Annotated in this window: 27 protein-coding genes; 23 read left to right on the top strand and 4 right to left on the bottom strand. The window is 38.5% G+C overall.

Annotation, left to right across the window (positions count from 1 at the left end; translation table 11 throughout):
• Positions 1 to 6: 6 nt before the first annotated feature.
• Positions 7 to 534: a DUF3124 domain-containing protein gene (locus QZ576_RS16300; RefSeq protein ID WP_297098898.1), complete on the bottom strand. Its 528-nt coding sequence runs from the start codon at positions 532 to 534 to the stop codon at positions 7 to 9.
• 322 nt (positions 535 to 856) lie between these two features.
• Here QZ576_RS16300 and QZ576_RS16295 point away from each other — a divergent pair, with 322 nt between their 5' ends.
• The 9 genes from QZ576_RS16295 (at position 857) to QZ576_RS16255 (ending at position 10982) form a co-directional block, all read left to right on the top strand.
• On the top strand, positions 857 to 1390 hold the full coding sequence (locus QZ576_RS16295) for a GNAT family N-acetyltransferase (RefSeq protein WP_297098896.1): 534 nt from the start codon (positions 857 to 859) through the stop codon (positions 1388 to 1390).
• 237 nt (positions 1391 to 1627) lie between these two features.
• Positions 1628 to 2092, top strand: a complete 465-nt coding sequence (locus tag QZ576_RS16290; RefSeq protein WP_297098894.1) for a hypothetical protein — start codon at positions 1628 to 1630, stop codon at positions 2090 to 2092.
• A gap of 13 nt (positions 2093 to 2105) precedes the next feature.
• A complete protein-coding gene (locus QZ576_RS16285; protein ID WP_297098892.1) occupies positions 2106 to 2537 on the top strand; it encodes a hypothetical protein in 432 nt (143 codons plus the stop codon).
• A 213-nt stretch (positions 2538 to 2750) separates the two neighbouring features.
• Positions 2751 to 5945, top strand: a complete 3195-nt coding sequence (locus QZ576_RS16280; protein WP_297098890.1) for a type ISP restriction/modification enzyme — start codon at positions 2751 to 2753, stop codon at positions 5943 to 5945.
• A 75-nt stretch (positions 5946 to 6020) separates the two neighbouring features.
• Positions 6021 to 6719, top strand: coding sequence for a phospholipase D family protein (locus QZ576_RS16275; RefSeq protein ID WP_297098888.1), 699 nt, complete (start codon positions 6021 to 6023; stop codon positions 6717 to 6719).
• 162 nt (positions 6720 to 6881) lie between these two features.
• Positions 6882 to 7283: a GFA family protein gene (locus tag QZ576_RS16270; RefSeq protein ID WP_297098886.1), complete on the top strand. Its 402-nt coding sequence runs from the start codon at positions 6882 to 6884 to the stop codon at positions 7281 to 7283.
• Positions 7284 to 7406: 123 nt separating this feature from the next.
• A complete protein-coding gene (locus tag QZ576_RS16265) occupies positions 7407 to 8690 on the top strand; it encodes a hypothetical protein (RefSeq protein WP_297098884.1) in 1284 nt (427 codons plus the stop codon).
• Positions 8691 to 8700: 10 nt separating this feature from the next.
• Positions 8701 to 9450, top strand: a complete 750-nt coding sequence (locus QZ576_RS16260; RefSeq protein ID WP_297098882.1) for a hypothetical protein — start codon at positions 8701 to 8703, stop codon at positions 9448 to 9450.
• A 47-nt stretch (positions 9451 to 9497) separates the two neighbouring features.
• Positions 9498 to 10982 (top strand): VWA domain-containing protein, encoded by a 1485-nt coding sequence (locus QZ576_RS16255; protein WP_297098881.1) that lies wholly within the window; start codon positions 9498 to 9500, stop codon positions 10980 to 10982.
• A gap of 75 nt (positions 10983 to 11057) precedes the next feature.
• On the opposite strand, the gene QZ576_RS16250 is transcribed toward QZ576_RS16255, so the two are convergent.
• Together QZ576_RS16250 and QZ576_RS16245 are read right to left on the bottom strand one after the other, a co-directional pair.
• Complete coding sequence (locus QZ576_RS16250; RefSeq protein ID WP_297098879.1) at positions 11058 to 11483, bottom strand: hypothetical protein; 426 nt, start codon at positions 11481 to 11483, stop codon at positions 11058 to 11060.
• Between the two features lie 99 nt (positions 11484 to 11582).
• Positions 11583 to 11918, bottom strand: coding sequence for a helix-turn-helix domain-containing protein (locus tag QZ576_RS16245; RefSeq protein WP_297098877.1), 336 nt, complete (start codon positions 11916 to 11918; stop codon positions 11583 to 11585).
• A gap of 232 nt (positions 11919 to 12150) precedes the next feature.
• Between QZ576_RS16245 and QZ576_RS16240 the strand changes: the two genes are divergently transcribed.
• The 4 genes from QZ576_RS16240 to QZ576_RS16225 all read left to right on the top strand — a co-directional run bounded on the left by QZ576_RS16240 (position 12151) and on the right by QZ576_RS16225 (position 14549).
• On the top strand, positions 12151 to 12585 hold the full coding sequence (locus QZ576_RS16240; RefSeq protein WP_297098875.1) for a cupin domain-containing protein: 435 nt from the start codon (positions 12151 to 12153) through the stop codon (positions 12583 to 12585).
• A 116-nt stretch (positions 12586 to 12701) separates the two neighbouring features.
• Positions 12702 to 13205 (top strand): nuclear transport factor 2 family protein, encoded by a 504-nt coding sequence (locus QZ576_RS16235; protein ID WP_297098873.1) that lies wholly within the window; start codon positions 12702 to 12704, stop codon positions 13203 to 13205.
• A 42-nt stretch (positions 13206 to 13247) separates the two neighbouring features.
• A complete protein-coding gene (locus QZ576_RS16230) occupies positions 13248 to 14069 on the top strand; it encodes an alpha/beta hydrolase (RefSeq protein ID WP_297098871.1) in 822 nt (273 codons plus the stop codon).
• A 51-nt stretch (positions 14070 to 14120) separates the two neighbouring features.
• The gene (locus QZ576_RS16225; protein WP_297098869.1) at positions 14121 to 14549 is read left to right on the top strand and encodes a DsrE family protein; all 429 of its coding nucleotides are present in this window, start codon (positions 14121 to 14123) and stop codon (positions 14547 to 14549) included.
• Positions 14550 to 14652: 103 nt separating this feature from the next.
• On the opposite strand, the gene QZ576_RS16220 is transcribed toward QZ576_RS16225, so the two are convergent.
• Positions 14653 to 15540, bottom strand: a complete 888-nt coding sequence (locus QZ576_RS16220) for an AraC family transcriptional regulator (protein WP_297098867.1) — start codon at positions 15538 to 15540, stop codon at positions 14653 to 14655.
• 167 nt (positions 15541 to 15707) lie between these two features.
• On the opposite strand from QZ576_RS16220, the gene QZ576_RS16215 reads away from it, so the two are divergent.
• From QZ576_RS16215 to QZ576_RS16170, 10 genes are all read left to right on the top strand, one after another.
• On the top strand, positions 15708 to 16835 hold the full coding sequence (locus QZ576_RS16215; RefSeq protein ID WP_297098865.1) for an alpha/beta fold hydrolase: 1128 nt from the start codon (positions 15708 to 15710) through the stop codon (positions 16833 to 16835).
• A 17-nt stretch (positions 16836 to 16852) separates the two neighbouring features.
• Positions 16853 to 17704: an aldo/keto reductase gene (locus tag QZ576_RS16210; RefSeq protein WP_297098863.1), complete on the top strand. Its 852-nt coding sequence runs from the start codon at positions 16853 to 16855 to the stop codon at positions 17702 to 17704.
• A 13-nt stretch (positions 17705 to 17717) separates the two neighbouring features.
• Positions 17718 to 18770: an alpha/beta hydrolase gene (locus QZ576_RS16205; protein ID WP_297098860.1), complete on the top strand. Its 1053-nt coding sequence runs from the start codon at positions 17718 to 17720 to the stop codon at positions 18768 to 18770.
• A 28-nt stretch (positions 18771 to 18798) separates the two neighbouring features.
• Complete coding sequence (locus QZ576_RS16200) at positions 18799 to 19251, top strand: nuclear transport factor 2 family protein (protein ID WP_297098858.1); 453 nt, start codon at positions 18799 to 18801, stop codon at positions 19249 to 19251.
• A 43-nt stretch (positions 19252 to 19294) separates the two neighbouring features.
• Positions 19295 to 19768: a nuclear transport factor 2 family protein gene (locus tag QZ576_RS16195; protein WP_297098856.1), complete on the top strand. Its 474-nt coding sequence runs from the start codon at positions 19295 to 19297 to the stop codon at positions 19766 to 19768.
• A gap of 44 nt (positions 19769 to 19812) precedes the next feature.
• Positions 19813 to 21450, top strand: a complete 1638-nt coding sequence (locus QZ576_RS16190; RefSeq protein ID WP_297098854.1) for a carboxylesterase family protein — start codon at positions 19813 to 19815, stop codon at positions 21448 to 21450.
• Between the two features lie 58 nt (positions 21451 to 21508).
• Entirely contained in the window at positions 21509 to 22276 is a 768-nt protein-coding gene (locus tag QZ576_RS16185; protein WP_297098852.1) for a hypothetical protein, read from the top strand.
• A gap of 28 nt (positions 22277 to 22304) precedes the next feature.
• A complete protein-coding gene (locus tag QZ576_RS16180; protein ID WP_297098850.1) occupies positions 22305 to 23036 on the top strand; it encodes a carboxymuconolactone decarboxylase family protein in 732 nt (243 codons plus the stop codon).
• A 27-nt stretch (positions 23037 to 23063) separates the two neighbouring features.
• Positions 23064 to 23552, top strand: a complete 489-nt coding sequence (locus QZ576_RS16175; protein ID WP_297098848.1) for a cupin domain-containing protein — start codon at positions 23064 to 23066, stop codon at positions 23550 to 23552.
• 122 nt (positions 23553 to 23674) lie between these two features.
• Positions 23675 to 25051: a PQQ-binding-like beta-propeller repeat protein gene (locus tag QZ576_RS16170; RefSeq protein ID WP_297098846.1), complete on the top strand. Its 1377-nt coding sequence runs from the start codon at positions 23675 to 23677 to the stop codon at positions 25049 to 25051.
• Positions 25052 to 25475: the final 424 nt, after the last annotated feature.

Genomic DNA, 25475 nt, shown 5'->3' with positions numbered 1-25475 from the left:
TAATAACTACTCTCTAATTTCTTTCTTTATAATTTTAGAATTTGTTTGAAAAGAAAAACCATTAAAAGCATTAACCATAACAGCTTGAATTAATATTTGGTCAGCATATTTAGTAGCAGCCCATTCTATAATAAAATTTGCACCAGCGCCTCCTAAGTCTTCTTTTTCTTCTACAACAAATTCAATTGATTCCAGCGGTGAAATTAAAATAGTGGAATCTACATAAGATTGGAGTATCTTTCCATATGAATCATAGTAAGAAGTTGACTGTATATAAGCTGAATCTGTGAGTGATGTGTTTCTTATACTTACGGTTATTGTTATCGGGTATCGTTTTGTTCCATCTTGTTGGTAAATATCAGAATAAACCGGAAGATAAATGGTTTCAGAATATTTCACTTTGTTATTGTCGATACTAACATAGTTGTAGTTATGACTTGGGAAAATTCTTTTTTTTGCAATTTCACCCTGTTTGCTTTCGTTCTTACAACAAACAAAAAGTAAAGACATCAACAGAATTGAAATATATTTCATGTTTATTCTTTTTTACAAAATAACGAAATATGAAGAACTTTTTTTAATTTATCAATGAGTTTATTAATCAGTCCTGCTTACTCTAAAGAAATACTTAGAATCGAAATAAAAAGCAATAAATTTATTATTAATAAATGACATTTAATATCCGGAATAAAAAAGCCCAGCACAAACAATGTGTCATATGTCATTGGGCAGCAGGTGGCAAATAAAAACATGAGTTCACTTAATCAACACATTAGTAGTTTGGCAGTGAAGTGCGCTGAAATGCCCAACGCCACACACACACACCAACCGTTACCATACAGTTAGAAGAGACCGAATGAATAATTATATTTTCAAATCTGATAGACTAGGATTTAGAACTTGGACTGAGAAGGACAAATCTAAAATGGGATTGATTAACTCGGATGTTAAAGTGATGGAACATTTCCCGACTATTCCAACACAGGAACAAACCGATGAATTCGTTGAAAGAATGATAAAACAATTTTCTAAAAATGGATTCTGCTACTTTGCCGTTGACAAATTGGATAATAATGAATTTATAGGTTTTATAGGAATTGCCGAACAAACTTTTGAATCTGATTTTACTCCCTGCGTAGATATTGGATGGAGATTAGCTCAAGCTGAATGGGGAAATGGATTTGCAACAGAAGGAGCGAAAAAATGCCTAGAATTTGCATTTAACGAAATTGGATTGAAAAACATTAAATCATTCTGTCCAGAGATAAATAATAAATCAGAAAAAGTGATGATAAAAATTGGAATGAAAAAAACTAAAAGTTTTATTCATCCTTTACTTTCTGAATTTAAAGCATTGGAAAAGTGTGTGCTATATGAAATTGAAAAATAAGGTGTGATAACAATTTGCAAATTGCATTGCGGGTGCAGTGGTGTGCATTTTCTCTGCTCCTTTCTTCCCCTCGCTGGTGCGCGATTCCATCGCGTTCCGCTTTAATCCAAAAACCATACGAAACAATCGTACGGTAGCGGTGTAATAGTTAAGAAAGCTTTATTTAATTGTAAAAGCCACGCAACCTTAATCTCAACAAAACAATCATAATATAAAACCTTACCCAAAAAAATAATTATGAGAATACCACTAATCTATCTAGTTTTCATTTTTGCAATTACAGCTTGGTCGTGCGAAAACAATGATAACAACAATTGTGATGGTATCGATTGTTTTACTCCTCCGTCGCCATTTTATTTTGAATTGGTTGATAAAACATCAGGAGAAAATCTTTTTACTACAGGGGTTTTAAACGCTGATGACATTAAGGTTATAAATCTTGATGACCAAAGCAATGTTGATTTTGATTTTATTGATGAAAACGATGCGAATATTATTCGAATTCATACCATCGGTTGGGAAACCCAGATCGCTAATTATTCTATTGAAAGTTCAACGGAACATCTCTTTACATTGTATGTCGATGCCGAAGTAATCAATGAAAATTGCTGTGCTTATACAAGGTACAATGAAATAGGAATAGACGGTTTGGATTTTGAACAGAATGAACACAGTGGAGTATATCAAATATTGGTTGAATAAAAACCAGACAAGAATGAGATACCGTTTAAAAATAAAGAATATCACCTTAGCACTTATTATTATGTGTTTTGTAAGCTGCAGCAAAGACGAAGAACTTTCCATTTCAAACTTACAAGGTGTTTATATAGGCACCTTTACTGTTGAGTATTCCGAAGATCCTATTTTCTATGACGAAATGGAGCTTTCGAATGAAGTAACCATCGAATTTGAAAATGGAAATTATTCGTGTTCAAGTGGCGATAACCACCTACCTGCAGGAGGTACTGGAAATTTTGAGATAAAGGGAAATAAAATCATTTTTATTGATGAGAATGGATGGTATGCTGACTTTGACAGTAACTTAGTTTTAGACGGAGAATATGATATCAAAGCAGCTAATTCCGAAATCATAATTTCTGCCCATAAGGGAATTGGATTTTATAGGTATCAATTTAAAAAACAATAATAGCAGTCCTGTTAACATATTCCCATCCTTAAAAAGGAATAAAATTGTTTTCTCCATATAGATGGCAATTTGTGACCGGTAGCTTTTTGTTGCATATCCGGATCTGATAAGAAAGGTTAAAAAGAATACCCCTTAATATTCCACTTTACATAAATCCATAATCACGAAATAATTGCTAAATTGGGCATTCGTAAAAAATCAGAACCCATAATTATGACTGTCTCCGAATATTTAGCTGTTCTTAATAATCGTTATCAATCGGGCATATCAAGCGAACATACCTATCGTGGCGATTTGGAAAGCCTTATCCGCACATTGGTTACCGAAGTGGAAATTACCAACGAACCATCGAAAGTTACCGATTGCGGAAACCCCGATTATGTAATTACAAAGGGGAAAATACCCGTTGGCTACATCGAGGCCAAAGACATTGGCAAAGACCTGAACGGCAAACAATACACGGAGCAGTTTACCCGCTATAAAAACGCACTCGACAACCTGATAATTACCGATTACCTCTGGTTTCAGTTTTTTAAAGAGGGCGAGCTTGTACACGAAATACGCATTGGCGAAATTGACGGAGACAGCATTAAGCCCCTACCTGATAACTTTACGAACTTCGAAAACCTGGTGCGCGATTTTTGTACCTACGTAGGGCAGACCATACGCTCGGGGAAAAAACTGGCCGGTATGATGGCGGCCAAAGCACGCCTGCTGCAAAATATTGTTGAACGCGCACTTACTGCCGACAACGAAAACGACGAAAACTCAACGCTAAACGATCAGTACGAATCGTTTAAAAACATACTGATACACGACCTCACACCAAAAGGATTTGCCGACATTTATGCACAAACGCTGGCCTACGGAATGTTTGCCGCGCGTTACCACGACCAAACACCCGAAGACTTTAGCCGCTACGAGGCTGCCGAGTTGATACCCAAAACCAATCCTTTTCTGAAAAAACTGTTTACCTACATTGCCGGTCCCGATATCGACGAACGGATAAAACGCACGGTTGATAACCTGGCACTGGTTTTTAGGGCGGTAAACCTTGATGCCCTGCTGCATAACTTTGGCCGAAGCACACAAACACAAGATCCCATTATTCATTTTTACGAAACCTTTTTGGCCGAGTACGATGCCAAACTGCGTAAAGCGCGCGGTGTGTGGTACACCCCCGAGCCGGTGGTGAATTTTATTGTACGCGCCGTAGACGATATACTAAAAACCGAGTTCGACCTGCCACAGGGTTTGGCCGACACCGCAAAAACAAAAATAAAAGTGCCCGTGCAGGGCAGTAAAAAAATGCAGGAGTTGGAGGTGCACAAAGTACAGGTGCTCGACCCCGCCACCGGAACCGGAACCTTTTTGGCCGAAGTAGTAAAACACATTTACCACACCAAATTTAAAAGCATGCAGGGAGCCTGGAGTGCTTACGTCGACGAGCACCTTATTCCGCGCCTTAATGGTTTCGAGCTGCTAATGGCATCCTACGCCATGGCACACCTAAAACTCGATATGTTGTTGCACGATACCGGCTACAAAATTTCCCCTCAGGCAGGGCGGGGTGGTACCAAACGTTTTAACATTTACCTTACCAACAGCCTCGAAAAACACCACCCCGACACCGGAACCCTGTGGGCCAACTGGCTAAGCAACGAAGCCAACGAAGCCAACCACATTAAACGCGATACACCAGTAATGTGCATTATTGGTAATCCACCATACAGTGTCAGTAGTTCTAATAAGTCAGAATGGATTGAAAAGTTAATGGTAGACTATAAAAGGGACCTAAATGAAAAGAATATAAATCCGTTGTCTGATGATTATCTAAAATTCTTCCGTTTTAGCCAATTTTTGCTACAAAAGAATAATGAAGGAGTCTTGGCATTTATTTCTAACAATGGATATATAGATGGTTTAATTCATCGTCAGTTCAGAAAGCAAATAATGGAATCTTTTGATTTAATATATATATTGGATCTACACGGTAGTGCTCTAAGGAAAGAACTTACACCAGAAGGGAACCCAGATAAAAACGTATTTGATATTCAGCAGGGGGTGGCTATTATCCTTCTGATCAAAAAAACAAATAATAAAAATAATTGTGAAGTATATCATTACGACGTATGGGGAGATAGATCAATTAAGTATGATTTCCTTAATTCACATAGTTTAGCGCAAGTTGATTTTACAAAACTGAATCCAATTAAACCTAACTATTTCTTTTCTCCTAAAGATTTTTCTCTCGAAAAAAAATATTCAAAGGGGATAAAGATTAATGAACTTTTTGAAACTTACGCTACTGGTATTAAAACCGAAAGGGATTCTTTAGTAATAAGCTTTGACAAAGAGATAATACAACGGACTAAAGATGATTTAATAAATCTTGAGCCTGATAATTTTAGAAAGGTGTACGCTGAAAAGAAAGATGGAAGGGATTGGAAAATTATTAATGCTCAAAATGATTTAAAAAATAATTCACCTGAGTTAATTGAGATTGCATATCGACCCTTTGACAAAAGATACACATATTATACTGGTAAGTCTAAGGGATTTCATGCATATCCTAGAGAAAAGGTTTCAGAACACATAGTGAACAAAGATAATTATGCAATAGTATTTGAGAGGTCTTTTCCTGGTAATAGTTTTAATACTATTTTCATTTCAAACAAAATGATTGACTTACACTTACTAGGCACTGCATTTGCTAATGGTTATACTGCTCCTTTGTATAGATATTTTAATAGACATGGTGAACAAGAGATATTTGATCAGCAACAAGAGCGCATCCCCAACCTAAATGCCAAAATAGTACAGCAAATAGCCAAAGCCACCGGCTTAACGTTTACACCCGAGGTAGAAGACGGCGAGTTTACTTTTGCGCCCATCGATATCCTCGATTATATTTATGCGGTGCTGCATTCGCCTGCCTACCGCGCCAAATACAAAGAGTTTTTAAAAATTGATTTTCCGCGCGTACCATACCCCAAAAACACCGAAACCTTTTGGCAATTGGTAAAACTGGGTGGAGAATTAAGGCAAATCCATTTGCTCGAAAGCCCAACGGTAGAGCAAGCCATAACCACTTACCCCGAGGCCGGTACCAACGAGGTAGATAAACCCGTGTTTAAAATGTATGATTATGACTGCACGCCTCCGGGCGAAGAACACCCCGATTATTTAGGCGATGTATACATTAACAGCACCCAATATTTTGCCAATGTGCCGCAAAGTGCCTGGGAATTTTATATTGGCGGCTACCAGCCTGCACAAAAATGGCTAAAAGACCGCAAAGGCCGCACACTAACATTCCACGATATTGAACACTACCAAAAAATAATAGTAGCCCTCACCGAAACCGGCCGGTTGATGAAAGAGATTGATTTGGTTGGAGTGGAATAAATAATTCCCAAAGATTTAAGAACTGAAAACAAATACATACGATTAAAACTCAAACCTAATTTCTAATAATTAACCATGGCAGAATTTTTAACAACCAACGGAATTTCTTACTGGATAGAAAATATTATCATAGAGTCGAAAAGGGAGCTTACATTGGTTTCTCCTTACCTTCAACTATCTAAAACCTTTTTTGAAAGATTAAAAGACGCTTCGAATAGAAAAGTAAAAATTGTAATAATTTATGGCAAAGACGATTTAAAGCCAAATGAGCGCAACTCGCTTGCCGAATTAAATGTTGAGTTATATTTCTTTGAGAACTTGCACGCAAAATGTTATTACAACGAAAGTGATATGGTAATAACTTCCATGAATATGTATGAATTTTCGGAGAAGAATAACCGTGAGATGGGAGTTCGCATTACAAAAGAAGATGATTCAAACCTTTATGAAAAGGCTGTTAACGAAACCAAATCAATAATCCAGTCATCAGAGGTAATTCAACTTGCTCGCACAAACCGCCAGTTTTTTAATGAGAAAAACTCAACAGAGAATAAATCTGAAAACAAAAAGAACAAAAGAGGTTATTGCATCCGTTGTGAGACACGAATCCCTTACGACATTGAAAGACCATATTGTTGGGAATGTTTTTCAACGTGGGCTCAATTTGAGAATCCCGAGTATGAAGAGAATGTTTGCCACAGTTGCGGCGAATTTGAGAATACCTCAATGCTAAAACCAGTTTGTTATAATTGCTACAGAAAATTTGAGAAATAGAGGGCGGTATCAGTAAAAGAATAGTGCCAGCCCGGATTAAAAAAGCAGCGGCGCCATCATCCTCGCTGTCGCGCGAATCCTTTCGTGTCCTGTTGAAAACAAATAGGAAGAAAATAGTAAGATTGGAAGAACAACTAAATCGGAACAAAGATTAATAACAATATGGAATACTACGGATCTTGTTTGTGCAAAGCAGTTCAATTTAAAGTTGTTGGCGATTTCGAAAGTTTTTATTTGTGTCATTGCAGCTATTGCCGGAAAGATACCGGATCGGCGCATGCCGCCAATTTATTTTCAACAAGTGCTAGGTTGGAATGGATAAAAACGGAAACCAAAATCCGGGTTTTTCAGCTGCCCGAAACCAATCATGCCAAAGCTTTTTGTGCAACATGCGGTTCGGCATTACCCAACCTACAAATGAATGGTAAACTTTTGGTGGTTCCGGCCGGATGTTTGGATAGTGCATTGAATAAACGACCCGATGCCCATCTGTTTATTTCCAGTAAAGCGGCTTGGGATGAGGCGCTGGAGGAAATAAAAAGGTTTGAACGTTTGCCCGACTAATTCAGCAATAAATACCGCATCTCGTCGGCCTGTTTTCAAAAAATAACATTATGTACGCAACCTTTTCGAACTAAAATTCATCTATCTCTTTAAATATCAGAACTCAACTAATAACGTAACCTTATGAAACAGCTCTTGTATTTGTTCTTAATTGTTTTTTTAGTTGGATGTGAGGATGAGTATGAAGATATTTATCGATACTCGAAAATAATTACTCAATCGAAAGATTATCCGGTTTATCTGGATATGGGTGAAGTTGGAAAAATACAGGTAAAAGCTGAATCACCTCAGGAATCTCCTTTTAAAATTGTTTCAAATGATAACTACTATTTCGTAGGTGAGTTACTCAAAGGAGTTCACGTTTATGAAAAGAATGGGGAGAGTTTAAGTTATCAGTGTTTTATTGAGTGCAAGTATATAAAAGACTTTGAAATTGCCGGGAACCTTTTTTATTGTAACAATCTTGTAGACTTGGTAATTCTTGATGTAAGCGAACCGCTTCAGGCAACTCTTTTACATCGGGAAGAGAATTATTTTAACCACTTCACAAGCTATAAAACTGGATGGAATATTCCCTATGAAGAGGGGAAAGGACTTATTGTTGGATCAGAGAGGCATGAACTTACTGGAGTGGTAACAGAAAAGGATCCCAATCTTGATTTTGGAGAATACGATAAGCTCTACGATAGTTTGACAACTAAAGAAATTCCTGATTTCTGGTTTACAGAACAACCTGTTTTTGACAAGCCATATATTGGAATGATACAGCTGGGCTTGGAAGAAATACGCAGTTACGGCAGTTACAATAGTTGGGCTATCTGTGCATATCGGTCGGGAGCTTTTAGTTCAAGGGAAGAAGATTTATGGACCGAGCCATGGGGAAATTATGCTCCTCCTTACTACTATTCAAATGCTTACCCGGTACGAATGTTCTTTCAGGACAGTCTGGTTTTTATTTTGGGTGTTGAAACTAATGGCGCCAGAGGTTATTCGGATTGTATGGTTTATGATGAAAGATACCCGGTAAGTTATCATCTGTATTTTCCCACGTTCAGACCAATAGATATTACTTATTTACCTGGTATGCAGGTTTTCTACGTTTTGTCAGGTCAATCAATATGGGGTGGATATAAAAGCAATGAATCAGCCTACATGGAAAGATATGTAGATTATGAAATACCAACAAATGCCACATCAATATTCAGAGTTGAAAACCATTTAATTACTCTTGGCAACGAACTAGCGGTATACATTCCAGCAGAAGACGAACTTCAGCTTGTTACCAACTACTCTGATATTTCCGGAACCTGTTGGTCGAAGGACGGAAATGTGCTGGCCGTAGCAAATGCACAAGGATTATTTCTGTATGATATTAGTAATCTTGAAAATATAAAACTAATCCCATAAAATACTGCTTATGAAAAAGATTTGTCTGATCACTTTATCGTTTATGTTCGCACTCAGTAGTTTTGCTCAACCTGTAAATGAGCTGAATACCAATCTAAAAAATGATGCAAGTCAAAGCATTCTTACTAACAGAAAAGCAAAAGGATATTATAATTTAATGCAATTCAGCCTTTTATTTGGTAACAAGCAGGTAACCGATCAGGTAATTTATTACCAACCCTATGATTATGATGCGTATCCGCTGATCGATTATGCCAATATATCTACTCAGGCAAATACCCACAGCGAACTTACGGCTATTCCTTCATTCACCATTACCAATGGCTATATGTTCAACGAACATTGGGCGGCCGGAGTTGGAGTTGGATTTGAAATTTTTGATCACAATCTCTATCCGCTTTTTGCAGAATTACGTTACACATTCTGGGATGATAAAATTTCTCCGTTTATCGTACTCAAAGGAGGACATTCATTTGGGAGTTTTAAAGCCAAACACTACGATGAACTCTATTTGGATTGGTCTCCTTATAGTATTACCGATTGCGAACTTCGGAATTATGGAGGCTTAATGTTTAATCCCGAAGTAGGAGTAAAAGTGCCGTTAAACGAAAACAGCGATTTATTATTTACGGCGGCATACCGGCATCAGAAAACAAAATCCACAGCACGAAAGGATTACGGCAATAATCAGTTTGATGAGTGGGAGCACAAAGAGGATCTCAACCGGCTTTCGTTTGGTGTCGCCATTATGTTTCGGTAAGATATTGTTCGAATTTATATTAACAATTATAAATAAACACAAACACTATGAAAACAAAGCTATTCTCCGCCGCAGTTTTACTTTTGTTCCTATTTAATGCTTGCACTGAAGATGAAACTAGTGATGTCAAATACAATGAAATGTACCTTGCCGCTTTAATGGATTCAGGTCAGGACAACTATGAGGACAGCTATCGCGAAAACTACAATGACTATGAAGAAAATCCTTTCATAAAAGTTAGTGATCAACCGATTTCTACATTCTCGGTTGATGCCGATGGCGGATCGTATGCGAATATGAGACGCTTCTTCTATTTAGGTCAAACGCCACCTAAAGCTTCGGTACGAATTGAAGAATACCTCAATTATTTTACTTTCGATTACGCTGAACCGACAAGTGGTGAAAATGTATCGTTGAATTCTGAAATAGCAAGTTGCCCTTGGAATACGGATCATTATCTTATGCGTTTAGGAATGAAGGGAAAAACCATTCCTGAGAATGAACTGCCAAATTCGAACTATGTTTTTTTAATCGATGTCTCCGGCTCGATGAATTCCCCGGAGAAACTAGGTATTCTTAAGTCGGGATTTAAAACCATGACAGATAACTTAAAGGACCAGGATAAAATTGCAATTGTTACCTATGCCGGAGAGGCCGGTGTATTACTCCCTTCGACATATGGAGATGAGAAGGATAAAATTAAAGAAGCAATAAATAAACTTGGTGCCGGTGGTTCTACTGCAGGTGCAGCCGGAATATTAACGGCTTACGATATTGCAGAAGAAAACTTTATTCAGGATGGCAACAACCGGGTGATTTTAGGTTCTGACGGAGATTTTAATGTTGGTCCGTCGTCAACCGATGAGTTGGTTGAATTGATTGAAGAAAAACGCGAATCGGGAATTTATTTAACTGTACTGGGTGTTGGAAGTGGAAACCTGAACGACCATATGATGGAGCAAATTGCCAATAAAGGAAATGGTAATTACGAATACATCGACAATGCCAATCAGATACAAAAAGTGTTTACACACGAATTTGGTAAATTCTTCACGGTCGCAAAAGATTCAAAAATACAGTTGACATTTAATGAAAACAGGGTTGACTCTTACCGCCTTATTGGTTACGAGAACCGAAGTCTGGAAAATGAAGATTTTGAAAACGATTCAACCGATGCCGGAGAAATAGGTTCTTCGCAAACCATTACAGCGCTTTACGAACTGGTGCTTACTGATGGAACAATGAATGAAAAATTTGCACAATTCGATTTTAGGTATAAAAAGCCAAACGCAAGCGAAAGCCAATTGATAATGCACGAAGTAAATGGCACCGCACAAGATATCGCTGCATCATCAGAGAACATGAAATTTGCTGCTGCTGTTGGTGGATTGGGACTTGTAATGAAACAATCAGAATACAAAGGAACCGCCTCGAAAAAATTGGTTCTTGACCTGCTCGAAAATTCGGTTTCTTTCGATCCATTCGGATATCGACAGGAGTTTATAGGGTTGGTATCTGACTGGCAGGAATAGTATTGTCCACCTATACGAGGTTAGTCCGAATTTGTGAATTGATCCTATATATTTCTCTTTATAATTCTGCTCATTTTATTGATTTAAATAGCTTAATTTCAAATCAATTTGTGACTTTCTGTCCTGCGGAACCTTTAGCCAGTGCAGTGCTGGTTCCAGTGCGGAAAAGACCTGGTATTTTGAAGAATGTTTATAGCTTCGAACATACTGTACCGCTTTATTGAGCAATGATTCGGAAGTAAGGATGGCAAATTTATTTAATCCCGTATCATCAATTTTATCAAATACAAAGTGGCTAAGATCTTCAATTTCTGCAAAGTTTAACCCTGTATTTGCTTTTCTGATATCAATTAAGATGGAATATTCCTTTCGGAAAAGTGGATTGCTTTTTAAATCAGTAATTACTCTTTCAACACTTTGCTGATCGAGTAAATTATTGTGGGAAACAATTATTAATCCTAAACTTTCAATGATATGAAGATTCTCACTTGAAGACAACATTATTTCTTAATTGGTAATACTGGGATTAAAGTAAGCTAATTTTTTTATATCTGAGATAACAGCAATTATATTCCTGAAAATTGTTATTTAATTAGCTTATCAACTAACAATCACGTCAAAATTCTTCAACGCCCAGCTCACCATCATATCAACAGCTGGCATAAATTCCTTGCCGGTTTTAGTAAGCGAATATTCAACACGTGGAGGAATTTCTGCATACATTTTCCTGTTGATTAATTTATCCTCCTCCAGACGTTTCAGTGTACTCGAAAGCATTTTCTGAGAAATATCCGGAATGGATTTGTTTAATTCCTTATACCGCATAATACCATTCTGATTAAGCGTACCTAAAATTAATAGCGACCATTTATCACTCATTCGGTTTATAACATTTCGGATGGGGCAGGTTGGGTAAAGCGGATCTAATTTACGCATAATTACTGTTTTTAATTCATCACAAAACTAACCAATAATCTCTTTTGGAGAGTAAAAGGACTAAATGAATGTTACCATTTGTGAAAAGATTAACTTTTTTAAAAATATTTTCAGGTTGTAAATGTCTGATAATCTGCAATTCTAACCTCTAGGTTAGGTAACGAACCTGTTTGCACATGTGTAGCCGGATGCCGAATTTTGAAGTATTCAAACAATAAAAAATAATGATGTTATGAAAAATTTGATAGTTAAAAATGTAGAAACTTTGGAAGGTCAGCTTATCGACCGTGACGGAAATCAGTTTACCCAGAAAAACATTATTCCTGACGAAGAGACTTCAAAGTGCAGAGCCAATTTTGTGGAGGTAGATCCCGGAAATTACGCTTACGGTTATCATTACCATGAAAGCAACGAAGAAGTTTTTTACTTCATCAGTGGAACCGGTGTGGTTCGTACAATCGATGGAGAAATAACTGTAAAAGCTGGCGATGTTATTGGATTCCCAACCGGTGAAAAAGGAGCGCATGTAGTGTTGAATAAATCGGAAAACGAGAAACTCGTTTATATCGATTTTGGAACAACCAGTCTTCCGGAAGTAGTTCATCTTCCCGATTTCAATAAAATAATGGTGATTAGTGGGGAAGTGAATGGTGTTTACGATAAGTAGTAGAAGGAACACCATTTTAAAAACGACAGAAGAACTTTTCCAAAGTTTCAAACTTTGGAAAAGTTCTTCTTCTGATTTCTGTAAAAGCTGTTTTAAAATCTCATAAACTTATAAATATGAAAAAAGGATTGTTTGTTTTCGTAGTATCAATATTAGTGGCTACTGTTTTTAATGTGCATAAAGCAAGTGCCATTGATAAACAACAAAAAGATACAGCGGCCATAAAAAGCATAATTGAAGCGTACAAAAAGTCCATTAACCTGGCCGATACAACACTGGCAGCAACTTTTTGGTTAACAACTACGGAAGTTAGTTTTATACACCCAAAAGGGCATGAAAAAGGCTGGGAAGAAATCAAATCCGGTATCTATGGAATGTTTGGAAGCCGTTTTTCCAAACGCGATTTAAAAAGTTATAATGAAACTATTCAGCTTTACGGCGACATGGCAGTAGTTGAGTTTTACTGGATTTATGATGCTGTCTTTAGTGGAGAGAATCCGGAATCAATGCAAAGCAAAGGTCGGGAAACACAGGTATTGAAAAAGATTGGAGAAGAATGGAGAATTGTCCATGTACATTATTCCGGCATGCCAAAAAACGGAGAAAGGGAAGGATTTTAAAATTCGATTACGCAATCTCAAATCAGTAAAAAATATATAGCTATGAGAATTAAAAAATTAATCTTTCTTATAAATCTGGTTGTTATGCTTTCCTTATCTGGTAAGGCACAACAAATCCAAAGAACATCATACGGTAACAATCCCGATGCCGGACATTATGTGCAGGCAGGCGATGCAAAACTGTATTACGAAGTTTATGGCAGTGGCGAACCTATTATTTTGTTGCATGGTGGAATAATGGGATCGATTGATGAAATGGCTGGTTTTATTGAAAAACTAAATCAGAATTACCAGGTAATTGCCATGGCTACGCGTGGTCATACCAAATCAGAAATAGGTACTGCTAAAATAACCTACGAGTTAAAAGCCAACGATGTAATGGCAGTGGTTAATGCAGTTACCGGCGGCAGTGTTACTCTGCTCGGTTTTAGTGATGGTGCATACACTGGCTATAAGGTTGCAAGCATGTACCCCGACCGGGTAAAAAAGCTAATTGCCATTGGTGCAGGCGAACAAATACCCGGATTACGAAAAGTAGTTTTTGATATGAAGCCGGAAGGTGATATGTGGAAGGAAAAACTGGCATTGATGCCCGAACCAGACCGAATCGAAGATTTCTGGAAAGACATGGAGAGCTTTTACAATACCATGGAGGCAAGTAAAGAGTTGTTTATGTCCATAGAATGTCCTGTTCTGGTAATGGCAGGCGAACGCGACCTGAATGCTCCGTTGCCAAACGTTATTAATGCTTATAACATGATTCCCAACAGTCAACTGAGTATTATTCCGAACACCGGACATGTGGTGTTTATGCAAAACTTCCCTGCGGTATGGGAAAGTATTGCTCCGTTTTTAAACGACTAGTAAAATATTGAAGATCAAATAAAAAATCATTAATTATTAAAATTTTAAACTATGAAATTTGTAAAAGTATTCTTTCTCGCAATAACAGTTATGGTTGTTGCAAACAACGCAAGCATTGCACAGGAAAAACCCGCAACCGAAGTAAACAAACTAATGGTGCTTTGGACCAGCGACGACCCAATGGTTGCTGAACGTGTAGCTCTGATGTACACCGGAGTTGCCAAACAATTCGGACTTTTCGAAGAAGTTTCTGTGATAATCTGGGGGCCATCAGCAAAACTGGTTGCCGAAAACAAAGATGTTCAGGCTAAACTGAAAGACATGATGGAAAAAGGAGTTGAGTTGAATGCCTGTGTTACCTGTGCCAATATGTACGGGGTAACCGACCAGCTAAAAGGGCTTGGTATAAATGTAGATATTATGGGGGCACCGCTTACCAATGCTATAAAGGCGACGGATACCAGTGTGTTAACATTTTAATTGCAAGTCTTGTTTTTAACCCAAATTGATGAACTTGGGGCAGATTTGTATTTAAGTTAAGTACAGTGAATTGGTGCAATAATGGATTTCATTCATTGTTGTATCAATTCAAGTTCCTATACTCATTAGGAGTATAACCAGTTTCGTTTTTAAACATTCTGCTAAAATGCTGTGAATATTTAAATCCTAATTCATAGGCAACTTCACGTGCTGTTTTGTCTGATTCGAAAATCTTCTTCTTGGCAATTTCGATGATTTTGATCTGTACATATTCCTTTGCGGATTTCCCGGTTTCTCTCTTCATTAAATCACCAAAATAATTGGATGACAAATTAAGTTCATCAGCAAAGTAGGCTACCGAAGGCAATCCCAGCGTCTGTGGTTTGTCCGATGAATAATAGTCATTCAGTAACAGCTCAAACTTTTCAAGAATACCTTTGTTTTCATTATCCCTGGTGATAAACTGTCGATCATAGAAACGTTCACAGTACTTCAATAGTAGCTCAATATTTGCCGATATAATTTCTTTACTGTGTTTATCCACCGCATGTTCCAGTTCATATTTAATCTTTCCAAAACTGTCCATTATCATCTGACGCTCACGTTCTGAAATATGTAGAGCTTCATTTGTATTGTAATCGAAGAAGGAATATTTCTCGATATGCCGTCCTAAATCAGTTCCCATTATTAAATCCGGGTGAAAAATTACACCATGTCCTTTGGGTTGATATAACTCTACACTTGGCTCCATATCCAGAATTTGTCCCGGAGCAATAAATATTAAGGTACCTTCCTGGTAGTCGTAAGTATTTTTTCCATACCTCAAATCTCCGCAATGCACGTCTTTGAGTAATACTAAGTAAAATCCAAAATAAGTTCGTATTAATCTCCGTGGATCAGCTTTCGAGAAATCAATTACACTTACCAGTGGATGTAAGGTCTCATGATTATTAAAAATATTGTATTCAGTTACCGTCTCAAATCTGTTCATCTTTTCCATTTCATCTTATTTAATAAATCAAATTTAAGCATTCTCATCATGCAATGAAACTCGTTAACGCTAATTCAGTAAAAATGGTACACAATACCGTAATTTCTATACAAATTGCTATACTACAACGCCTTACATTTGTAATGTGAAATTTTAACAAAATGAAAATGGAAAATTCTTATAACAACTTAGATTCAGTTTGGAAGTCATCAGCCGCCTTTGTTGAGCGTGCAAAAAAATGGAATTTATATTTCCTGTTTATAGTTGTAATAAGCTTCTCTTCTTGTACAACAACAAATAACGATTTGTTGCTGATTAAGGATCAGGGAAGTTTTGCCGTTGGAGGAACAGTAAAAGAGAATCCCGGTACGTTTAATACCATTACACGTACACCTGAAGGACAAACTTTTCATGGCGATCATGCTTATGTATTTTATCAGATACCGGCAGAAGCACACGAATACCCGTTGGTAATGTGGCATGGCATTGGTCAGTTCTCAAAAACCTTTGAAACTACACCAGATGGCAGAGAAGGATTTCAGAACCTGTTTTTGCGCAAAAAGTATAGCGTGTATTTATTAGATCAGCCACGTAGGGGAAATGCAGCCCGAAGTATGGCTGAAGGTACAATCACTCCAACTCCGGATGAACAGTTTTGGTTTAATACTTTTCGTGTAGGAGAGTGGCCCAACTTTTTCCCCGGAGTTCAGTTCGCTCAGGATGAAGAAACACTCAATCAGTATTTCAGACAAATGGTTCCCAATATCGGACCAATCGATTATGATGTGAATGTAAGTGCTGTTTCTGCACTGTTTGATAAGATTGGTGATGGTATTTTGCTTACTCACTCGCATTCAGGTGGTATGGGATGGTTGACTGCCATTAAAAATCAGAATATAAAAGCAGTTGTCTCCTACGAACCCGGTAGCGGTTTTGTTTTTCCTGAAGGAGAGGTTCCTACTGCACTTGAAAGTTCTTCGGGATCGCTTGAACCGGTAAGTATTTCTATGGAAGATTTTATGAAGCTCACAGAGATACCCATCATCATCTACTATGGAGATTTTATTCCTGAAAGTCCTGACCCAAACCCAGGAACAGATGGTTGGCGTGTACGGCTTGAAATGGCCAGAATTTGGAGAGATACGGTAAACAAACATGGAGGTGATGTGACAGTTATTCATCTGCCGGAAATAGGAATTAAAGGTAACACACACTTCCCCTTTTCGGATTTAAATAATGTGGAAATAGCTGATCTGATGGAAGATTGGTTGATCGAAAAGGGACTTGATAAATAATACTGGTTAAAAAGAAAATGAAAACAGTAACATTAAACAACGGAGTCGAAATGCCAATCCTTGGATTTGGCGTATTTCAAATTGCAAATCAGGAAGAATGTGAAAATAGTGTTCTTAATGCTATCGAAACAGGTTACCGCCTGATTGATACAGCCTCTTCATATATGAATGAAATTGCAGTAGGAAATGCGATAAAAGAAAGTGGAGTTTTAAGGGAAGATATGTTTGTCACATCAAAATTATGGGTTCAGCATACCGGTTACGAAAACACAAAAATATCTTTCGAGAGTTCATTGAAAAAACTGCAACTTGATTATCTCGATCTCTACCTGATTCATCAACCTTATGGCGATGTTCATGGATCGTGGAGAGCCATGCAGGAACTCTATAAAGAAGGAAAAATTAGAGCCATTGGCGTGAGCAATTTTCAACCAGACCGAGTTATGGATATGATTACATTCAATGAAATTGCTCCGATGGTGAATCAGATTGAAACACATCCTTTCAATCAGCAAGTTGAAACACAGAAGTTCCTCACTGAGAACGGTGTTCAAATGCAATCGTGGGGGCCTTTCGCCGAAGGAAGGAACAATCTTTTTACTAATGAATTATTAGCTGAAATTGGTGCAACGTATAATAAATCTGTTGCCCAGGTAGTGCTTCGTTGGTTGATTCAAAGAGGTGTAGTTGCAATTCCAAAATCAGTACGTAAAGAAAGAATGGAAGAGAACTTCAACATTTTTGATTTTGAATTAAGTGCTGAAGACTTTGAACGTATCGCAGCGCTGGACATGAAAGCCAGCAGCTTTTTTGATCATCGAGATCCAGCAATGGTAACATGGATGGGAGAAAGAAAACTTGATTTATAATTAAGTTTAAACGATGAAACGAATAATCATAAATAAAATCCTGACAATAATGTTAGTAACTGCAAGCATCATTTCCTTCGGACAAAACGAGATTGAAAATCCTTTCGATCTTGTATATCAAGATGCAATAACTGAGAATAAATCAGGAGAAGTAAATATACATCCTGTTAGCTATGACCTAAACGGTCTTGAAATCGCTGCCAATGTTTACACACCCGCGAACTATGATCCTTCAAAAAGTTACCCTGCTATAGTTGTTGCGCACCCTAACGGAGGTGTAAAGGAGCAGGTTGCCGGATTGTATGCACAGCGTTTGGCAGAATCGGGTTACATTACCATTGCTGCTGATGCATCGTACCAGGGAGCAAGTGGTGGTGAACCGCGTAACGTGGATAAACCCGCTAACCGGATTAATGACATTCGCGGAATGGCAGATTATATTACACAATACAACGGAGTAGATGCTGAGCAGCTGGGTGTTCTGGGAGTATGTGGTGGCGGTGGTTATACGTTGGCTGCTGCACAAACTGATAAGCGGTTTAAAGCAGTGGCAACACTAAGCATGTTTAATTCAGGTGTTGTAAGAAAAAATGGTTTCAGGGACTCTCAGTTAGAAACGATTCAGGAACGGTTAAAACAAGCCTCTGATGCCCGTGCACAGGAAGCAGCAGGAGGTGAAGTACTCTATGCTGCCAACACTGTTGCAACCGATGAAGTGGCTGATAAAATGCCCTTTGATCTTTATCGTGAAGGACATTATTACTACCACAGAACACATGTTCATCCAAACTCTACTTTTCGATACACAATGAGCAGTTTACTCGATTTGATGGAATTTGATGCGACATCAAATATGGACTTAATAAATCAGCCATTGTTGATGATGGCCGGAAGCAAAGCGGATACCTATTATATGACCGAGGATGCTTTTGAAAAAGCTACCGGGACTGCAGAAAAGGAACTATACCTTATTCCGGGAGCAACGCATATTCAAACCTACTATGTTCCTGAATATGTAGAACAGGCAATAAGTAAACTCAAGGCGTTTTATAGAAAACATTTGTAAAAAAATTTAATCAGTAACAACAAACATTATGAAAACAAACATTATCGGACTATTTGTAATTCTTCTTTGTGCGCAATGGTCTTTCGCACAAAATACTGCAACAGAGAAGGAAATCATTCAGCTGTCTAAAGACAAGTGGCAATGGATGGCCGACAAAAACGTGGACAAGCTTGCTGAACTTTTCCATAACGATTCAAGGTTTATCCACATGAGTGGTACATGGGGAAAGACACGGGAACTTGAAATTATTAAAAGCGGAAGCATCTGGTATAAACAGGCTGATGTACACGATGTGGTGGTAAAGACATTTGACAACACTGCTATTGTTTGGAACCGCATTACTCTTGTCGCACATGTTCGCGGTAATGATGTATCGAATGAATTTACAGTTACTGAAGTCTATCAAAAACGAGATAACAACTGGAAATTGTTGGATCTGACATTCAGCAGTGTGCGCGATACACATACATTGGAACATTAATAAAAAGGAAATTACGAGTAGTAAACAAATAAAAATAAAAGAGATGAAAACAATAATTATTGGTTTAATTCTGATTATTATGAGTACACAATTTTCTCAAAGCCAACCGGGTGCAAACCGTACACCTCAAAACTTTACGGATAAGGAACAAGAAATAGTTCACCTATCGAAAGAGAAATGGCAGTGGATGTCGGATAAGAATGTCGATGAGTTAAGTAAACTCTTTCACCAAAAAGCTGAATTTGTTCACATGGGTGGGCACTGGGGAACCGAACAGGGACTTGGCATTATTAAAAGTGGTGGAATCTGGTACAAAAAGGCCGACATACACGAAGTGTCGGTGAATATCATTGATAATACTGCTATCCTTTTAAACCGAATTGATCTGCTGGCTGAGGTTGGCGGGAATGAAGTTAGCAATCCGTTTGAAGTTACCGAAGTGTATATAAAGCAAGATGGAATCTGGAAATTAGGTGTACTCTCTTTTACTCGTCTGATGACTCCTGGAGATCGTTAGTTATTTCATAAACCAACAGCTACAAACATAAATTTACAACTAAAATGAAAAATATAATGAAATCATTGTTTACGGGATTGTTAATCTTTGGTATAACACTTTCAATAAACGCTCAACAGAATTCAGGCCCTGAGGTTAAAACCAAATCAGGCATTGTAAGAGGTGTTACCGAAGGTGATGTTTCCAGTTTTAAGGGGATACCCTTTGCTGCCCCGCCTGTTGATGAGTTTCGCTGGCGTCCTCCACAGCCGGTAAAATCCTGGGATGGAGTTCGTGATGCTACTGAATTTGGCCCTACTTGCGCAGCAGTAGGTTGGGGTGCTGCTCCTGGAACCATCCAGCAGGGATCATCGGAAGATTGTCTGTACCTGAATGTGTGGACACCTTCCAGTTTCAAACAAGGAGCAAAATTACCTGTTATGGTATGGATTCATGGAGGTGGTTTTACAGGGGGTAGTGGTAATACAAACGGAGCTGGATTTGCCAAACAAGGCGTGATCCTTGTTTCAATGAATTATCGTTTGGGGCGTTTGGGACATTTTGCCTTCCCTGCATTGAGTGCCGAGCATCCGGAGGAAGGAAAAGGTAGTTATGCCTTCATGGATCAGATAGCCGCATTAAAGTGGGTTCAGAAAAATATTGAAGCTTTTGGTGGCGATCCGGATAATGTAACCATTTTCGGTTTTTCTGCCGGTGGTGTATCCGTACACTCACTTCTTACTATCCCAAATGCTAAAGGTCTTTTCCACAAAGCAATCGGTCATTCAAGCGGTGGACGTGATGGAGTTCTCACCGGAAGACCTATCAATAAAGAAAATGCTGATCCGCTTTACCCGGTTTCAGCTGAAACGATCGGAATAAATTTTGCCAAAATGCGTGGAATTGATGGCACAGATGCAGCTGCGCTTGCTAAGTTACGTGCCCTCCCTGTTGTTGATATTGTAGGCGGTGGTGAAACAGACGGACAGGGTGGACCACGCATTTATCCAGGCCCGATTCTCGATTATAAATTTGTAGTTGAAACAGCAGAAAGTGCATACAATGCAGGCAGACAGGCAAAAGTTCCGGTTATGATGGGGAATAACAGTGCCGAAATCGGCGGAGGTTTCGTTAATTCAAGCACAACAAAAGAAGAACTTTTCTCTCTGTTCGGTGATTTCGAGGCTGAGGCAAAAGCAGCCTATGATCCGGATGGAAACAAAGAATTCGCAGAAGTACAGGCACGGTTTAATACTGACTGGGTATGGGGAGAACCTGCTCGTTTTACAGCACGTGAATTTACAGCAATTGGCGAATCGGCCTACATTTTCCTGTTTGATTATGTGCCATCTTACATGGCACAAAGAGCACCTTACGGTCCCGGACATGGAACAGATATTTCTTTTGCATTCGATATTCTTGGGGAAGGAGGCGGTTTTGGGCCACCACCTACTCCTACAGCAGCGGACAAAGAGGTCGCAAGGGTAATGAATGCCTACTGGGTTAACTTTGCAAAAACAGGTAATCCGAATGGAAAGGATTTGCCAAACTGGCCTTTAAATAATTCCAAAACAAACCAGATCCTCGAATTCCAGCGTGATGGTTTACCAGTTGGTAAAACTGACCCTACAAAAGCACGACTGGATGTTGTTGAAAAGGCAATGAAAAAGAGAGCTGTTATTCAAACCAGAGGAGGTATCTAAAATTGTGTAACAAGAGAATTCGCAAAATTTAAGGATGGCATATTTCAAAGATTACATATTGAAAAAACTAATGATCTTCTCATTTGTATTTTTTCTTTCAAGTTTTCTATTTGCCCAAACAGAGAAGGATAGCATCTCAAAAGTAAATAATTTTACTGCTGTTGTAACTGTTCAGAACAAAGGTATATCCACTATTCCAAACCTTACTTTAGGAAAACCTGCTGTTATATTTGATATGAAGTTGGGGCGAAAATTGAGCTTTGAACCACAATTCCGTTTTTCATTGGAAGATGGCAAACCATGGGCAATGGTTCTTTGGTGGAGATATTATGGATCTGTTAGCGAAAGATTTAAGATTACCTACCATGCTAATTATTCGCTTTCTTTTAAAACAATAGGTTTATACAATGCCGACGGTTCTGATCGTGAGGTGAACCGAACAAATAGATATTTGGTAGGAGCCTTGACACCCAATTATCAGCTAAATAAATACATTGGTTTAGGCGCATACCTTTTTTATGCACGTGGAATGGATCCATATATGATAAAAAATACCTATCTGGCTTCGTTCCAACCTACGATTTCAAACATCCCACTTTTTAAAAGTTTTGTCGCAAAGGTAAGACCGGAAATTTACTTGCTGAAAATGGGTGAAGACGGAGTTTTCTTTAGCACCCGATTCTTAATTAGTAATAAGAATAGTCCGTTTTCACTTTCAGGATTAATTACTCAACCAATAGACTCGAACATTCCTTCAGACTATGAATTCCTGTGGAATGTTGGCGTTAGCTATGCTTTTAATCAGAAATACAACAAAGCTCATTAGCTTGTGTTTCATAAAAAAATACGAAGACATGAAGAAAATAAATTTACGAATGTTTCTGATTCTGATAGTTGTAACGTGCTTTTATGAAAGTGTGCTTGCACAAAACAAAGAAGGTTCGAATATGACATTGACAGCAAAACAGCAGAGCATAGTTCCAATTGCTGCTCTAACAGCCCAGGGCGAGTTAGAACAATTAAAATCCGCATTATATGAAGGATTGGATGCTGGTCTTACCGTTAATCAAATCAAAGAGATTATGGTTCACACCTACGCCTATTGCGGATTCCCAAGGAGTATCCGTGGGTTGCAAACTTTTATTGAGGTTATGGAGGAGAGGGAGGCTAAAGGAATAAGTGATATCGAAGGAGTTGAGGCTTCAGACTTAAACGATGATCGTAGCAAATATGACCGAGGAAAAGCAAATCTGGAAACACTTATCGGGAGGTCTTTAGATGGACCACAAACCGGTTATGCTGCCTTTGCTCCGGTTATCGAAATATTTCTGAAGGAACATCTGTTTGCCGATATTTTCGACCGCGATGTTTTAACCTATGCAGAACGAGAACTGGTAACGGTTTCGGTGATTAGTGCAATTGGCAAAGCGGAACCAATGCTACGCAGTCATTTAACTATTTGTCTGAACGTGGGTTATACACCCGAGCAGTTATATGAATTTGTAGGTATTGTAAAAACTACAGCCGGTAAAAAAGAAGCCAAAGCTGCACAGGCAGTTTTGAATGAAGTGCTTGAAAATAGGTAGTAACAATGAAAATTTAAATCTTCAATTATGAAATACAGTGTAAAAATCAGTTTGCTTTTTCTTGTAATAGTAATGTCAAGTTGTAATATGGAGAAAAGTGCTAAAGATATGATGAGTCAAAGTGCTTCCGTTTTTCCAAAAGGAGAGAAAATCGACAGTCAGAATTTTGCCGGAACAGTGTGGTTGCAGATGATGGGTGCCAACGATAGTACATTGCATGCACGATTTGGTAATGTAACTTTTGAACCAAAAGCAAGAACCAACTGGCACTCGCACCCTGGAGGTCAGGTGCTTTTTATAACTGAAGGAAAGGGGTATTACCAGTCTTTAGGTCAGCCTGCACGTCTATTGAATAAAGGAGACGTAGTTGAGATTCCCAGAAATGTTGTTCATTGGCATGGAGCTGCTGCCGACAGCAAATTTGCGCATATTGCCATTAGTCTGAATTCTGATGAAGGGGGAGCGGTTTGGATCAGACCTGTTACAAACGAGGAATACGATCAGGCTACCAACTAATTGATTCCCGAATATATGCCTTAACATCCGCATCAGCTGACTATTCGTCGCACGTAATTGTTCTGATTAACCATCTGTTCTAAATTTATTAAACCAAAATCAATCCTTTAAATTAAAATATTATGAAAATCAATCCGATTAACCTATTGAAAGTGTTTTGTTTTGTGCTTGCCGGAACTACAAGTATTCAAGCCCAGGACTGGCCACAGTTTCTTGGTCCTGAAGGGAACAGTACTTCACCACAGAAAAATCTTCTTCGTGAGTGGCCTGAAAATGGTCCTGAAGTGTTATGGACGACTGATGTTAACGTCGGATATGGAGGACCGGTGGTAAAGGACGGGAAAGTCTATTTGCTCGACCGTGAAGATAAATTTGGCGATCATCTCAGATGTTTCGATCTGGAAACCGGTGAAGAGTTGTGGAAATTTAGCTACGAATCTCCGGGAGAGGTTGAATTTCCGGGTTCAAGAAGTGTTCCGGCTCTCGACGGTAATTATGTATATTCCTGTGGTCAAAACGGCGAATTATATTGCATCGATGTAAATACACAACAGCCAGTTTGGAAAAAGAATGTTTGGACCGACTTTGGAGGTGAACCCGCAAAAGTAGGGGAGGATCATTTTGCTGGTTTAGCGGGTGGCACGCATTTCCCAATGTGGGGAATTGCCCAATGTCCCTTAATCTTTGGTGATTTATTGATTGTAGCTTCGCAAACTCCAGAGGTTGGAGTTGTTGCATATAATAAAGAAAACGGCAATGTAGTATGGAAAACGCCTTCGCTGGGTACTTTAGGCTATGTCAGCCCCGCTATTGCAAAAATAGATGGCGAAGATCAGGTAGTGATGATTACTGCATCCAGTGGTGGTTTTGGTGGTGGTGAAGCTAAGCCAAGTAATGTGGTTGGTATTAATCCGCAAAATGGCGATACACTTTGGACCTATTCTAACTGGAGTTGCTGGATTCCTTCATCAAGTGCTTACGATGCAGGAGATAACAAAATACTGATTGTCGGAGGATACCGCGCAGGTGCATCTATGATCCAGATTGAAAAAAATGGGGACGAATACAAGGTTAATGAACTGTTTAAAACAGCAGAATTTGGCGAACACACCAAACCTCCGTTGTCGGTTAATGGCTACTACTATGCTCAATTTTCGAACAACGAAACACGAGACGGACTGGTTTGTATGGATGGTGAGGGGAACATTATGTGGAAAACAAAAAGAGACCCTGCTTTTAATAAAGGTAGTATGATAGTGGCAGACGGTCTTATTCTGGCAACTGATGGTGAAACCATGCTTTATTTGATTGAGCCTGATCCAAGCGGTTTCAAACCTTTGGCATCTGCAACCATTTTAAAAGAAAGTGGTATGACTGGAAATGAACGCGTAATTGGAATTGTCGGTACCAACCAAAACTGGGCACCGCTTGCACTTGCTGATGGAAAACTGCTGATAAAGGGACAGCGCCAGATGGTTTGTTTGAAGTTAATTGAATAAAATAGACTTAAAGATTTTGCCAGACATATATAGTTCTGTTTTAATTCCCAATGACTACTTCAAATTGGGTGGGGGCTACCTATTTGATTAATTATTTTGCGTTTAACGTAAAACTTATATGCCTGCATTAGGTTCATGTCGTTCATTAATCCCGAAATCTTTCAAGACTACATTTGTATTCATTATGTTTGAAATCTTATCTGGTTGACAGATGGAATTAAAGGAAGGAAGTCATCCCTTAAATTCCGACAAAGTTACTTCGCCGTCCGGAAAAGTCAATGGCGGCTGAAATTGCCCATATTTGCCAGCCGTCCTTTGGAGCTGTTCAGTTTTTATTTCGTTCACTTCATAAAAACTGACATAGCCCCTTGACTAGAATCCATCCGGCTAAATGGCATGCGCCAAAATTTAATGGCGTGCCAGT

Source organism: uncultured Draconibacterium sp. (assembly GCF_913060805.1).
In the GTDB taxonomy this organism is placed as follows: Bacteria; Bacteroidota; Bacteroidia; order Bacteroidales; family Prolixibacteraceae; genus Draconibacterium.
This window is presented reverse-complemented; position numbering and strand designations above follow the sequence as displayed.